This is a genomic window from Vibrio sp. QJM3NY_21 (genome assembly GCF_057785975.1).
Genome location: NZ_CM173513.1, coordinates 1 through 14,547, shown reverse-complemented (window position 1 = coordinate 14,547; position 14,547 = coordinate 1). Strand labels below are relative to the sequence as shown.

10 protein-coding genes and 1 riboswitch are annotated in these 14,547 nt (G+C 45.7%); of the genes, 5 read left to right on the top strand and 5 right to left on the bottom strand.

The features are described from left to right. Positions 1-54: 54 nt before the first annotated feature. Positions 55-172, bottom strand: a riboswitch (yybP-ykoY riboswitch). Positions 173-382: 210 nt separating this feature from the next. From glyQ to AC3CID_RS00035, 4 genes are all read left to right on the top strand, one after another. Beyond that, complete coding sequence (glyQ, locus tag AC3CID_RS00050) at positions 383-1,312, top strand: glycine--tRNA ligase subunit alpha (RefSeq protein WP_004736678.1); 930 nt, start codon at positions 383-385, stop codon at positions 1,310-1,312. A 2-nt stretch (positions 1,313-1,314) separates the two neighbouring features. Next, positions 1,315-3,381 carry a glycine--tRNA ligase subunit beta gene (gene glyS, locus AC3CID_RS00045; RefSeq protein WP_114634135.1) on the top strand — a complete coding sequence of 689 codons (2,067 nt, stop codon included), beginning with the start codon at positions 1,315-1,317 and terminating at the stop codon, positions 3,379-3,381. Positions 3,382-3,583: 202 nt separating this feature from the next. Beyond that, entirely contained in the window at positions 3,584-5,671 is a 2,088-nt protein-coding gene (locus AC3CID_RS00040) for an alpha-amylase (protein ID WP_488526753.1), read from the top strand. Between the two features lie 256 nt (positions 5,672-5,927). Further along, positions 5,928-7,181 (top strand): valine--pyruvate transaminase, encoded by a 1,254-nt coding sequence (locus tag AC3CID_RS00035; RefSeq protein ID WP_479275289.1) that lies wholly within the window; start codon positions 5,928-5,930, stop codon positions 7,179-7,181. A 227-nt stretch (positions 7,182-7,408) separates the two neighbouring features. On the opposite strand, the gene AC3CID_RS00030 is transcribed toward AC3CID_RS00035, so the two are convergent. Next, on the bottom strand, positions 7,409-7,843 hold the full coding sequence (locus tag AC3CID_RS00030; protein WP_473576493.1) for an Hsp20 family protein: 435 nt from the start codon (positions 7,841-7,843) through the stop codon (positions 7,409-7,411). A gap of 142 nt (positions 7,844-7,985) precedes the next feature. Between AC3CID_RS00030 and AC3CID_RS00025 the strand changes: the two genes are divergently transcribed. Next, entirely contained in the window at positions 7,986-8,108 is a 123-nt protein-coding gene (locus tag AC3CID_RS00025) for a hypothetical protein (RefSeq protein ID WP_261809197.1), read from the top strand. A gap of 239 nt (positions 8,109-8,347) precedes the next feature. On the opposite strand, the gene gyrB is transcribed toward AC3CID_RS00025, so the two are convergent. The 4 genes from gyrB to dnaA all read right to left on the bottom strand — a co-directional run bounded on the left by gyrB (position 8,348) and on the right by dnaA (position 14,547). Then, positions 8,348-10,765 carry a DNA topoisomerase (ATP-hydrolyzing) subunit B gene (gene gyrB, locus AC3CID_RS00020; RefSeq protein ID WP_488526752.1) on the bottom strand — a complete coding sequence of 806 codons (2,418 nt, stop codon included), beginning with the start codon at positions 10,763-10,765 and terminating at the stop codon, positions 8,348-8,350. Between the two features lie 17 nt (positions 10,766-10,782). Beyond that, positions 10,783-11,862 carry a DNA replication/repair protein RecF gene (gene recF, locus AC3CID_RS00015; RefSeq protein ID WP_010433158.1) on the bottom strand — a complete coding sequence of 360 codons (1,080 nt, stop codon included), beginning with the start codon at positions 11,860-11,862 and terminating at the stop codon, positions 10,783-10,785. 81 nt (positions 11,863-11,943) lie between these two features. Further along, positions 11,944-13,044: a DNA polymerase III subunit beta gene (gene dnaN / locus AC3CID_RS00010; RefSeq protein WP_017073815.1), complete on the bottom strand. Its 1,101-nt coding sequence runs from the start codon at positions 13,042-13,044 to the stop codon at positions 11,944-11,946. 81 nt (positions 13,045-13,125) lie between these two features. Next, positions 13,126-14,547, bottom strand: coding sequence for a chromosomal replication initiator protein DnaA (gene dnaA, locus AC3CID_RS00005; protein ID WP_017081729.1), 1,422 nt, complete (start codon positions 14,545-14,547; stop codon positions 13,126-13,128).

Here is a 14,547-nt window from a genome sequence, read left to right as displayed (position 1 = left end):
AAAGACAAACCTCGCGCCCCATCCCGGTTCACGATGCTTGTCTAAGGTCTTGCTAAGCACCACCAAGGTGGTGGTTGCCTCGAACGCCATGATGATTTTGCATCAATTATGTTGACGGACGAACTCATTCAATAGGATATGAATAAGTAAGCTACTCCCCAAAGACCGCGAGATTTTAATCACCCACGCTTTCAAACACAAGTGTCAAAGTTATCAAAATATCCACTTGTGCCGAAAAACAAACATTAAAGGCAAAAAAATCCACTAAACGACATTTTAGACCACTAATTAAACAAGATTACCCCTACTCGCTTTACCAATATCTCGGTATACTCAGAGGTTATTTTTCTCATTCATTTAAAAGAATCGCGCGAACCTGACTATGCAAAAATACGATATCAAAACCTTCCAGGGAATGATCCTCGCGCTGCAGGATTACTGGGCACAAAACGGTTGTACCATTGTTCAACCACTAGATATGGAAGTAGGTGCTGGCACCTCTCACCCAATGACATGTCTACGTGCACTTGGCCCAGAGCCAATGTCTACGGCATACGTTCAACCTTCTCGTCGTCCGACCGATGGTCGTTACGGTGAAAACCCGAACCGCCTGCAGCACTACTATCAATTCCAAGTAGCTCTAAAACCTTCTCCAGATAACATCCAGGAGTTGTACTTAGGCTCTCTTGAAGTTCTTGGTGTCGACCCGCTTGTTCACGATATTCGCTTCGTAGAAGACAACTGGGAAAACCCAACGCTAGGCGCATGGGGTCTTGGTTGGGAAGTATGGCTAAACGGTATGGAAGTGACTCAATTCACTTACTTCCAACAAGTTGGCGGCCTTGAGTGTAAGCCTGTAACTGGCGAGATCACTTACGGTATCGAGCGTCTAGCAATGTACATCCAGGAAGTAGACTCTGTTTACGACCTTGTATGGAACGTAGCACCAGACGGTTCTAACGTGACTTACGGTGACATCTTCCACCAAAACGAAGTTGAGCAATCAACATACAACTTCGAGCACGCAGACGTAGATTTCCTATTCACTTTCTTCGACCAGTGCGAAAAAGAGTGTAAAGAGCTACTTGAGCTTGAGAAGCCACTGCCGCTTCCAGCTTATGAGCGCATTCTAAAAGCAGGTCACGCATTCAACATCCTTGATGCGCGCAAAGCTATCTCTGTAACAGAGCGTCAACGTTACATCCTTCGTATCCGCAACCTGACTAAAGCTGTTGCAGAAGCGTACTACGCGTCACGTGAAGCACTTGGCTTCCCAATGTGCCGATCTGTAGAAGAAAAGGAAGGTAAATAATCATGGCGAAGAATTTTCTAATTGAACTGGGTACGGAAGAGCTTCCACCAACGGCACTTCGTTCTCTAGCAGAAGCCTTTGCTTCTAACTTTGAAGCAGGTCTTAAAACGGCTGAGCTTTCTCACGAAGGCATCAAGTGGTACGCAGCACCTCGTCGTCTAGCACTTAAAGTGACCGCCCTGGCTGAAGGCCAAGCAGACAAAGTCGTTGAGAAGCGCGGCCCTGCAATTTCTGTAGCATTCGATGCTGAAGGCAACGCGACTAAAGCTGCACAAGGTTGGGCTCGTGGTAACGGCATTACTGTTGAGCAAGCTGACCGTCTGAAAACAGACAAAGGTGAGTGGCTTCTTTTCAAACAAGAAGTGGCTGGCAAACCAGTTCAAAAATTGGTAATGGACATCGCTGCGAAAGCACTGGCTGGCCTACCCATTCCTAAAGCAATGCGCTGGGGTAACTCAGACATCCAATTTATCCGTCCAGTGAAAACACTGACAGTACTACTAGGTGATGAGCTTGTTGAAGGCAAAATCCTAGGCGTAGCTTCTGCTCGTACTATCCGTGGCCACCGTTTCATGGGCGAACAAGAGTTCACTATCGACTCTGCTGACCAATACCCTGCGATCTTAGAAGAGCGCGGTAAAGTAATGGCAGATTACGATGCGCGTAAAGCGATCATTCTTGCTGATGCTAAAAAAGCAGCAGATGCGGTTGGCGGTATTGCTGACCTAGAAGATGACCTTGTTGAAGAAGTTACCTCTTTGGTTGAATGGCCAGTAGTGCTTACTGCTAAGTTTGAGCAAGAGTTCCTAAAAGTGCCTTCTGAAGCTTTGGTTTACACCATGAAAGGCGACCAGAAGTACTTCCCTGTATACGATTCAGAGAAAAACCTACTACCGAACTTTATCTTCGTTTCGAACATCGAGTCTAAAGAGCCTCGTCACGTTATCGAAGGTAACGAGAAAGTTGTACGTCCACGTCTTGCTGATGCTGAATTCTTCTTCAACACCGACCGTAAGCGCCCGCTTATCGACCGTCTTGCTGAACTAGATCAAGCTATCTTCCAGAAGCAACTGGGCACTATCAAAGACAAAACAGACCGCATCACAGAACTTGCAGGCTACATTGCTGAGCAAATCGATGCTGACGTTGAAAAGTCTAAGCGCGCAGGCCTACTGGCTAAGTGTGACCTAATGACATCAATGGTATTCGAATTTACGGATACTCAAGGTGTGATGGGCATGCACTACGCAACGCACGATGGTGAAGACGAGCAAGTAGCACTGGCACTTTACGAGCAGTACATGCCTCGTTTCGCAGGTGACACACTACCAAGCACTGGCATATCTTCTGCTGTAGCAATGGCAGACAAGCTAGACACTATCGTAGGTATCTTCGGTATTGGCCAAGCACCAAAAGGTTCTGACCCATTCGCTCTACGTCGTGCATCACTAGGTGTGCTACGTATCATCGTTGAAAACGGCTACAACCTAGACCTAACTGATCTAATCGGTAAAGCGAAAGAGCTACTAGGCGACAAGCTAACTAACGACAACGTAGAAGCTGACGTTATCGACTTCATGCTAGGTCGTTTCCGCGCATGGTACCAAGATGCTGGTTTCAGCGTTGATATCATCCAAGCGGTACTAGCACGTCGTCCAACCAAGCCAGCTGACTTTGACCAACGTGTTAAAGCGGTTTCTCACTTCCGTGAACTGGAAGCAGCAGAAGCACTAGCAGCAGCGAACAAGCGTGTAGGTAACATCCTTGCGAAATTCGATGGCGAACTACCAGCAGAAATCGATCTAGCTCTTCTTCAAGAAGACGCAGAGAAAGCGCTGGCTGAAAACGTTGAAGTAATGACGGAAGCACTGGAACCAGCATTCGCGACAGGCAACTACCAAGAAGCCCTAAGCAAGCTTGCTGACCTACGTGAACCCGTTGATGCATTCTTCGATAACGTAATGGTGATGGCTGATGACGAAGCGCTTAAGAAGAACCGTCTAACGCTACTGAACAACCTACGTAACCTGTTCCTACAGATTGCTGACATCTCTCTACTGCAAAAATAAGCACGAGTGAGATTGTTGCTCTAAGTCATACTCTGAGTAACTAACTGTAAACACCCAAAGGGAAGCGAAAGCTTCCCTTTTTGTTTTTGTGAACCAAGCATTTGTTTGTAGAGGTGTTATTGATTAACTGAATGAATCAGCACTCAGACTGTAGAGGGCATTGTTTGCTATAAATAACCTGTTTATTCAGGGGAAGGGAACAATGAAAAAAACAGTACTCGCGCTTTCAATACTCGCACTCAGCGCATGCAGCCAAACCAGTGATGACAGCTTATTGCTGACAATTGATAACAACACTGTCGTATTTGAATCAACAGGTAAAGGCACAGTTATTGCTGAACAGGAACTCGCTAAAGGTAGCTATACCTTCTCTATCAGCGATACTCAAAATACCTGTGGTACCAACTTTGCGCTGGCTGAAGAGAGCCGCATCAAATTCAATAAGCCCCTTCGCCTAGACGACTGCGCCGATAAATCTGAAATTGATATTAAGGTCTTTCGTGCTAACACCTACCAATTTACGCTCAACCCTCAGACTAATGAGCTGACGGTTCAAGTAAAGCCAAAGCAGCAACAAGTACAAAGCTTTGCTTGTCCGGTTCCTAGTGATCAGCCAACCACTATCGATGTTGCTCAAACCTTTGATGATGGCACCGTGGTAAGAGACGCTCTTTCAGGCAAACAAGTCACAGTAACTAATGGCAGCGTCACCATGCAGCCTGCAGAAAACAGCCAAGGTGTTCTGCTACTAGAGAAAGTAGAACCAGAAACCAAAGCTGATTTTAGTTGGGACAACGCCACGGTTTACTTCGTGATGACCGATCGCTTCCACAACGGTAACCCTGACAACGACAATAGCTATGGTCGCAGTCAAGATGGACAAGATGAAATCGGCACCTTCCACGGTGGTGACCTAGCAGGCTTAACCGAAAAGCTCGACTACATTGAATCGCTCGGGGCCAATGCTATCTGGATTACCTCTCCACTAGAGCAAATCCACGGCTGGGTTGGCGGTGGTGATCGCGGTGACTTCAAACATTACGGCTATCATGGCTACTACCATCAAGATTGGACTAAGCTCGATGACAACATGGGTACCGAAGACGAGCTGAAAACCTTCATCGATACAGCACACAGCAAAGGCATTCGTGTCGTTTGGGATGTGGTAATGAACCACACGGGTTACGCAACACTTGCCGACATGCAAGAGTTCGATTTTGGTAAACTCAACCTGACCGATGACCAAGCTAAACAAACGCTTGGTGAGAACTGGACCGACTGGCAACCAAAGGCAGGTCAAAAATGGCACTACTTCAATAACTTCATATCCTACAGCGACCAAGACGCTTGGGAAAAGTGGTGGGGTAAAGCGTGGTTGCGCAGTGATATCGGCGCTTATGACTCACCGGGGTACAACAACCTCACCATGTCTTTGGCTCATCTACCCGATTTCAAAACAGAATCGACAGAGACAACCGGGCTACCTAATTTCTATCGCAACAAGTCCACCAGCGCCACGGATGAACTCAAAACACCTCGAGAGCATCTCATCACTTGGTTGTCTGACTGGGTGCGCGACTACGGTGTCGATGGTTTCAGAGTCGATACCGCCAAGCACGTTGAGTTAGACGCGTGGGCAGAGCTTAAAAAGAGCACTAACCAAGCGCTTGCAGAATGGAAGCAAAACAACCCAGACAAAGCCCTGGATGACCTACCTTTTTGGATGACAGGCGAAGTATGGGCACACAGCGTAGTCAAATCAGACTATTTTGCTAACGGCTTTGATTCGATCATAAACTTTGAATTCCAGAGTGATATCGCACCAAAGGCGCTCAAGTGCCTATCCGATCTTGATGCTGATTACCTTCGTTACGCAGAGAAGATCAACAACGACAGCGAATTCAACGTACTGAGTTACCTATCGTCTCACGACACCTCCCTATTCTGGACACAACATGGCAGCGACTTTGCGAAACAGACCAAAGCTGCAAACGCGTTGATGCTGGCTCCCGGTGCAGTGCAGATCTATTACGGTGATGAAATCGCTCGTGATTTCGGCCCAACAGGCTCCGACCCAATGCAAGGCACTCGCTCTAATATGCCTTGGGATCAAATCACAGGTGAACGAGCAGAGTTGCTGGAACACTGGCAAGCGCTTGGCCAATTCCGCCAACGCCACCCAGCGGTAGCCCAAGGTAAGCACATCATCCGTAGCAGCAAGGGCTACTATGCGTTCGAACGCCAATACCAAGATGACAAGGTATTAGTCGTTTATACTGGCTCAAAGTAAGCGCTGATTGAAATAACCCACAGGAATTAAAAGGAGAAGCTTAGGCTTCTCCTTTTTTTGATCACGAAACACTCGTTCAATAAGAAAGCAGACACTCATTAGTTAAACTTTATAGAAGTTTTTTTCGTGTTAGAGCATTTGGCGCTATGCGTCGCAAAAACATTGCGGTATGTTCAAGGAATACACTGTTGGTAGACATAAGGTCTGCCTTAATGACACATAACAAGCAATCACAATGAATTAGGTAAAATAAGTAATGCAGTTCTCTAAGTTTGGTGAAAAATTTAATCGATACTCTGGAATCACTCGTTTAATGGATGATTTGAATGATGGCCTGCGCACTCCTGGCGCAATCATGCTCGGTGGTGGCAACCCAGCCGCTATCCCAGCCATGCTCGATTACTTTAACCAAGCCAGTGCCGACATGCTCGCCAGTGGAGAACTCATCGCCGCCCTCGCCAACTACGATGGTCCGCAAGGCAAAGACAGCTTCATCAAGTCGTTAGCTACAATGCTAAAAGATACTTACGGCTGGGACATCAGTGAGAAGAACATTAGCCTAACTAATGGCAGCCAAAGTGGCTTCTTCTACTTATTCAACTTGTTAGCAGGTCAGCAGCCAGATGGCTCACACAAGAAAATCTTGCTGCCAATCGCGCCTGAGTACATCGGTTACGGCGATGCTGGCATTGATGACGATATATTTATCTCATATCACCCAGAAATAGAGTTGCTTGAAAACAGACAGTTCAAATACCACGTCGATTTTGAAAAGCTCAAGGTTGATGATTCAGTAGCGGCTATCTGTGCTTCTCGTCCAACTAACCCAACCGGCAACGTACTAACCGACGAAGAAGTCCGTAAACTGGATAAGCTAGCGCGTGAAAACAACATTCCTCTGCTGATCGATAATGCTTACGGCTTACCGTTTCCAAACATCATCTTTGAAGATGTTGAACCGTTCTGGAATGAAAATACGATTCTATGCATGAGCCTATCCAAGCTTGGCTTGCCAGGCGTGCGCTGCGGTATCGTGATTGCGAGCGAAGAAGTAACACAAGCACTGACCAACATGAATGGCATTATCAGCCTAGCACCTAATAGTGTTGGCCCTGCGATTGCTAACCACATGATTGAAAAAGGCGATTTACTGCGCTTAAGCAGCGAGGTAATCAAACCTTTCTATAAAGATAAATCTCTACGTGCAGTTGAGCTCTTACAAGAAGCGATCGATGACCCTCGCTTCCGTATCCACAAGCCTGAAGGCGCGATTTTCTTATGGCTATGGTTTGATGAGCTGCCGATTACCACCATGGAGCTGTACGATCGCCTCAAAGCTCGTGGCGTATTGATTGTTCCGGGTGAATACTTCTTTATCGGCCAAGAAGACGAGTGGGATCATGCTCACCAGTGCTTGCGTATGAACTACGTACAAGATGATGAAGCGATGCAGAAAGGCATTGCTATCATTGCTGAAGAAGTGAAAAAGGCTTACTCAGAACAGCAATAAGACCTTTTAGGTTACTGTAGGCCAAATACAAAAAGAGCACCATCCTTCTTCAAGGTATTGGTGCTCTTTCACTTCTACTTCCCGATAGTTTTTGTCACTTGAATACCCTAAATAATTGGGGGTTCAGCTAGGCGACTAGAAAATTCAACCCGATGAGCATAGGGAACCTATGTGATTAGGGGGAATTTACGACGTCAACAACGCTGTAGCTTCAAGTATGACGGGTATTAGCCTTCGATTAGACCATTACCGTTGATAGCAATCTTACGCGGTTGCATCGCTTCTGGGATTTCGCGTTCTAGGTCGATGTGAAGAAGACCATTTTCCATGCTTGCGCCCACCACTTTTACATAGTCAGCCAGTTGGAATTTACGCTCGAAATCGCGCTCTGCGATACCTTGATATACGAAAGTTTTCTCGGCTTCTGCTTTACGCTCACCCTTAACAATTAGCATGTTCTCTTTTTGAGTAAGGTCTAATTGATCATCTGCAAAACCAGCGACTGCCATAGTAATACGGTAATTGTTCTCGTCTTTTTGCTCGATATTGTAAGGAGGGTAACCGCCAGAAGTATTTTTCGACGTGTTCGCTTCCATCATGTTGAATAGACGATCGAAGCCGATTGCGTTGCGGTAAAGTGGAGTGAAATCTACAGTTCTCATAATGCTATCCTTTTAGTAAGCAATAGTCTTAGCCGTGATTTTTACTGAGATCGAACCTGTGAGTGATCCAGTAAACAGCTAAGGGATTCAATTCGCATTCCTCGGGTTTCACCTCTATTGGCGACAACGCTGGGACATGGCAATGAATCAATTTTTAAGTTGTGTGCTGCCAAAGTTATCCTCTATTGAGCGATACTCTAGCAACGGTTATGAAGGTTCTGTTTCTTCTCTTGTAGAGCAAGACAGTCATCCTCTTCACAACTAGATATGTGGATTGAGCAAAATAGTTTCAAGGGATTATTTTCAATTATTTTTTCAACTCAATATTTTTCAATCACTTAAAAACAAAAAAGACCGCCATTTTTGGCAGTCTTTTTAATAACAAATTTAGTTTTTTGAGACGAAGCTATTTCGTTTTAGTTCAAGGAAGAGGCGCGGAGCATACGAATGTATGTGAGCACCTCTGACACAGAAATTAAGCGAAAAAGCAAAGTATCAAAGATACTAAACGTCTAGGTTTGCTACTTTCAATGCATTCTCTTCGATGAAGTTACGACGAGGCTCTACTTGGTCGCCCATCAACGTAGTAAACAACAGATCAGCACCAACAGCATCTTCAATCGTTACTTGCATCATACGACGAGTTTCAGGATCCATTGTCGTTTCCCAAAGCTGATCAGGGTTCATCTCACCTAGACCTTTGTATCGTTGTAGGCTCAGACCACGACGAGACTCTTTCACTAACCAGTTCAGAGCCTCAACAAAGCTAGAAACCGCTTGAGTTCGCTCACCACGCTTGATGTAAGCGCCTTCTTCAATCAAGCCGTCAAGCGCTTCAGAAAGGTCTGCTAGCTTACCAAACTCTTTCGAGTTGATAAGGTCAATGCTGAGTACGTGCTCATGAGTTACACCGTGTGTACGTACTACAATCTTAGGAACGCTTAAACCTAGCTCTTCGTGTTTTTCAACTTCAAGAGAGTATTGGCTCGCACCCGCTTCTTTGCCATTTAGCTGCTCTACAAGCTGCTTACCCCAAGCTTCAACTGCCGTTTCATCATGACACTGCTCAGCGGTTAGGCGAGGTACATAAATCAGTTCGTGAATCAGTGCTCGTGGGTAACGACGGCTCATACGATCAACCAGCTTAATACCTGCATTGTATTGATGAACAAGCTTCTCTAAGCCTTCACCAGTAAACGCAGGTGCTTCAGGGTTTACGTGCAATTCTGCATTGTCTAAAGCCAAAGATACTTGATACTGGTTCATCGCATCTTCATCTTTGATGTACTGCTCTTGCTTACCCTTCTTCACTTTGTAAAGCGGTGGCTGAGCAATGTAGATGTAACCACGTTCAATCAGTTCAGGCATTTGACGGTAGAAGAACGTCAGTAGCAGAGTACGGATGTGAGAACCATCGACATCGGCATCGGTCATGATGATGATGTTGTGGTAACGCAATTTATCTGGGTTGTATTCGTCACGACCAATACCACAACCAAGTGCTGTAATGAGCGTTGCGACTTCTTGAGAAGACAGCATTTTATCGAAGCGTGCTTTCTCTACGTTAAGGATTTTACCTTTAAGCGGTAGGATTGCTTGGTTCTTACGGTTACGACCCTGCTTAGCTGATCCGCCAGCAGAGTCTCCTTCCACAATGTACAGTTCAGACAGTGCAGGATCTTTTTCCTGACAGTCAGCTAGTTTACCTGGAAGACCCGCTAAATCTAATGCGCCTTTACGACGTGTCATCTCACGAGCTTTACGCGCTGCATCACGAGCACGTGCTGCATCGATAATTTTCGAACAAACGATTTTCGCTTCACCTGGGTTCTCAATTAAGAACTCAGACAGTTTCTCACCCATTGTAGACTCAACCGCAGACTTCACTTCTGAAGAAACCAGTTTGTCTTTAGTTTGGCTTGAGAACTTAGGATCTGGCACTTTCACCGAAACAATCGCCGTCAAACCTTCACGAGCATCATCACCTGATGTTGAAGTCTTCGCTTTCTTCGAGAAGCCTTCTTTGTCCATGAAGCTGTTCAATGTACGTGTTAGTGCACCACGGAAACCCGCTAAGTGAGCACCACCATCACGCTGAGGGATGTTGTTGGTGAAACAATAAATATTTTCTTGGTAACCGTCATTCCATTGCATCGCAACTTCAACGGTAATACCGTCTTCACGCTCATGATCGAAATGGAATATTTTCTGGATAATTGGTGTTTTGTTGGTGTTTAAGTGCTCAACAAACGCTTGGATACCGCCTTCGTATTCGAAGTGATCCATTTTGTCTTCTTCGCGCTTATCAATTAACTTAATTGATACACCTGAGTTCAAGAATGATAGCTCGCGTAAACGCTTAGCTAAAATATCGTAATGGAACTCGATGTTAGTGAAGGTTTCTTCACTCGGCCAGAAACGAATCTCTGTACCTGTTTTGTCCGTGTCACCTACAACCGCTAGTGGCGCTTGAGGCTCACCGTGGCAGTATGTTTGAGTGTGGATTTTGCCACCGCGATGGATAGTCAGAGTAACTTGCTTAGAAAGTGCGTTAACTACTGAAACACCAACACCGTGCAGACCACCAGATACTTTGTACGAGTTATCATCGAACTTACCACCAGCGTGAAGAACCGTCATGATTACTTCTGCTGCTGATACTTTTTCTTCTGGGTGCAATTCAGTTGGAATACCACGGCCGTCATCGCTTACTGACACAGAACTATCTTCATGGATAGTTACGATGATGTCATTACAGTGACCAGCGAGTGCTTCATCAATAGAGTTATCTACCACCTCAAAAACCATGTGGTGCAGACCGGTACCATCATCCGTGTCGCCAATGTACATTCCAGGACGCTTACGTACCGCATCCAGACCCTTCAGTACTTTAATACTCGATGAATCGTAATTATCTGACATAGTTACTCTCTGACTAATTATCCTTGCTCTATTTTGCCATGTTCCACATGAAACATCCTGCTATTTTCGTCATGCATATCTGCAATCTGATCAGCGGTAATAGAGCTTACAAAAACTTGAGCCTTGGTCGCCTTTAAACACTCAGCAAGACGTGCTCGGCGTTGGCTATCTAATTCGGAAGCAAAGTCATCTATCAAGTAGATGCACTGCTTACCTGTCATTTGAGTGAGGTGTTGCCCTTGTGCTACTCGTAGCGCGCACACCATCAACTTCAACTGACCTCGTGACAAGACATCTTCCACTGGAGTGCCGTTCACTTTTATCTTTAGATCCGCTTTGTTTGGCCCACTGAAGGTGTAACCAAGCTGCTGATCCCTTTCAAAATTCTTTTCTAATATCTCGGCGTATGGGGTGTCTTTATCCCAACCTCGATAGTAGTTAATCTTTATCTCAAACTCAGGTAAGAAGGTCGCGCAAATTTCTTCGGCGACTTCTTTAAGCTGTTCAACGTAAGTGGCACGCCACTGGCTGATGCTTTCAGCTAAACGGGCCAATTCTTGATCCCAATAGCTCAGTTCTCGATAGTTCGTCGCCGTTTTCAATAATGCATTACGCTGTTTATTGAGGCGCTTTACCCTGCCCCAAGCATCATAAAAACCCGACTCACTGTGGAAGACTCCCCAATCAATGAATGCGCGACGATGCTTAGGTCCATCGGTTAGTAAATCAAACCCTTCGGGGTGAATCAACTGCAAAGGTAAGACTTGGGCTAACTGAGCCAATTTTTGCCCAGTTTGACCGCTTATTTTAACCTCTGTGGTGCCATCGCGCTGCTTATTAATGCCAATTGGCAGCTCAAATTGATCCGAGGTCATAAAACGGCCATGGACAAACAGTTCGCTACACTCATTTTGAATGATACGACCGGTTAAGGAGCTTTTGAACGAGCGACCATGTCCGAGCAGATACACCGCTTCAAGGACGCTGGTTTTGCCGCTTCCGTTAGCCCCTATAAGAAAGTTAAAGCCTGATGACGGTTGAATGTCACAGGCTTCAATATTTCTAAACTGCTTTACGATTAAGCGCGATAAAGGCATAACGTCTTCATATTAATCTTCAATCACGGCTCGATAGACAAACGTTGTTGATAAGCAAACATAATGTATAAATAAACACAGTTACAAACGAATCGGCATAACAACGTACATCGCGCTGTCATCTTGTGCATTTTCAATCAACGCACTCGCATTCGCGTCTGACATTGAGATTCGAACCTGTTCACAACGCAGTGTGTTCAATACATCCAATACGTAGCTTACGTTGAAGCCAATCTCTAGCGCGTCACCGTCGAAGGTGACGTCTAGCACTTCTTCCGCTTCTTCTTGTTCTGGGTTGTTCGCCGTAATACGCATCTCGGTATCTACAAGATTAACGCGAACACCACGGAATTTTTCATTCGACAGAATCGCAGCACGAGAAAACGCTGAACGTAACTCATCGCAGCCGGCTTCTAATGTCTTAGTGGTATTTTGTGGCATTACGCGGCGATAATCAGGAAAACGACCATCAACCAGCTTAGAAGTGAAGACATAGTTGTTCACTTCAGCACGCACGTTAGAGTTACCAATCTGCAGCGTTACTGGCTGTTCAGGAGCATCGAGTAGCTTCACCAACTCTTGCACACCTTTACGAGGAACAATGATCTGCTTCTGAGCAAAATCAGCACCCAGTTGCGCTTGAGATACCGCCATACGGTGACCATCAGTTGCAACACTACGTAAGATAGAACCTTCAATCTCAAACAACATACCGTTGAGGTAGTAACGAACGTCTTGGTTCGCCATTGAGAATTGTGTTTTCTCGATAAGACCGCGCAATTCAGCTTGTGTCACTGACACTTCAACTTCACTGCTCCAATCTTCAATATTTGGAAAATCTGCCGCAGGTAATGTTGCCAATGAGAAACGGCTACGACCAGAACGAACCTGAACACGGTCACCATCCAATACCACAGTGATCACTGAGCTATCTGGCAAACCGCGACAGATATCTAGGAACTTACGTGAAGGTACGGTAATGCTGCCCGCTTCGAAATCACCTTCAAGCGTTACACGGCTGATCAATTCAACTTCTAGATCCGTCGCTGTCATCGACAACACGTTATCTTCTACTTTAATCAGTAGGTTTCCTAGAATTGGAAGCGTTGGCCTGCCACCGAGTGCGCCAGATACTTGTTGTAATGGCTTTATCAGGTGACTACGTTCAATGGTAAATTTCATATCTTGCTCTTACGGTCTAAATGGCACTGCGTCATAGTACGTGGCCAAGATTCTGCTTATTAAGGTTAAGAATACTGTGTATTAAGAAGAAAGGGTACGAATCAAGTTCGAATAATCTTCTTTAATGTCGTGGCTCTCTTCACGCAGCTGAGCAATTTTACGACAAGCGTGCAGCACGGTCGTGTGGTCACGGCCACCGAATGCATCACCAATCTCAGGCAAGCTGTGGTTAGTCAGCTCTTTAGCCAGTGCCATCGCCAATTGGCGCGGACGAGCAACAGAACGAGAACGACGTTTAGATAATAGATCAGCGACTTTGATTTTGTAGTATTCAGCGACTGTCTTTTGAATGTTATCAATGGTGACCAGTTTTTCTTGCAGGGCAAGTAAGTCACGCAGTGCCTCACGCACGAAATCGATCGTGATCGGACGGCCAGTGAAGTTTGCATTCGCAATAACACGGTTCAATGCGCCTTCTAGCTCACGAACGTTAGAGCGTAAACGCTTCGCAATAAAGAACGCCACTTCATCCGCAAGATGAATTTGGTGGTCTTCTGCTTTCTTCATCAAGATCGCCACACGAGTCTCAAGCTCAGGTGGCTCAATCGCAACCGTCAAACCCCAACCGAAGCGGGATTTAAGACGATCCTCTACCCCGTTGATCTCTTTTGGATAACGGTCAGACGTTAGGATGATCTGTTGATTGCCTTCAAGCAGCGCATTAAAGGTATGGAAGAACTCTTCTTGAGAGCGCTCTTTGTTAGCAAAAAATTGGATATCATCGATAAGCAATGCATCAACACTACGGTAGTAGCGCTTAAATTCTTCAATCGCATTGTTTTGGAGCGCTTTCACCATGTCTTGAACAAAGCGCTCTGAGTGCATGTAAACCACTTTAGCATTCGGCTTATTATCAACAATGGCGTTACCCACCGCATGCAACAAGTGCGTTTTACCTAAACCAGTACCGCCATACAAAAACAACGGGTTGTAAGCGGTTCCTGGGTTATCAGAAACCTGACGTGCCGCAGCCAAACCCAGTTGGTTCGACTTACCTTCAACAAAGTTATTGAACTTATGTTTTGGGTTCACGTTTGAACGGTGATTAAGGTCAACTGCTACAGGTTCTTCATCACGCCAGATATTGTGTACTGGTTTGCGTGCTTGCAGCTGCGCAGGTGCAGACGACTCAGCAGCTACATCAGCAGCGGTACGTGTACGAGCAGGGGCGATAGCCTCAGACCTTGGAGCAATGACTCGTTTACTTCCAATCTCAAAATGAAGATGCGGGATATCATTACCACAATATTCTTGTAGCAAACGGTTAATGCTATTTAGGTACTTATCGCGCACCCAATCGAGTACAAATCGGTTTGGTGCAAATAGAGTTAGAGTATTACCATTGAGCTCCGCTTGTAACGGACGTACCCACATACTGAATTCTGTAGCTGGTAACTCTTCTTGAAGCTGTTGCAAGCATTGCAACCAAAGCGAAGATGACAC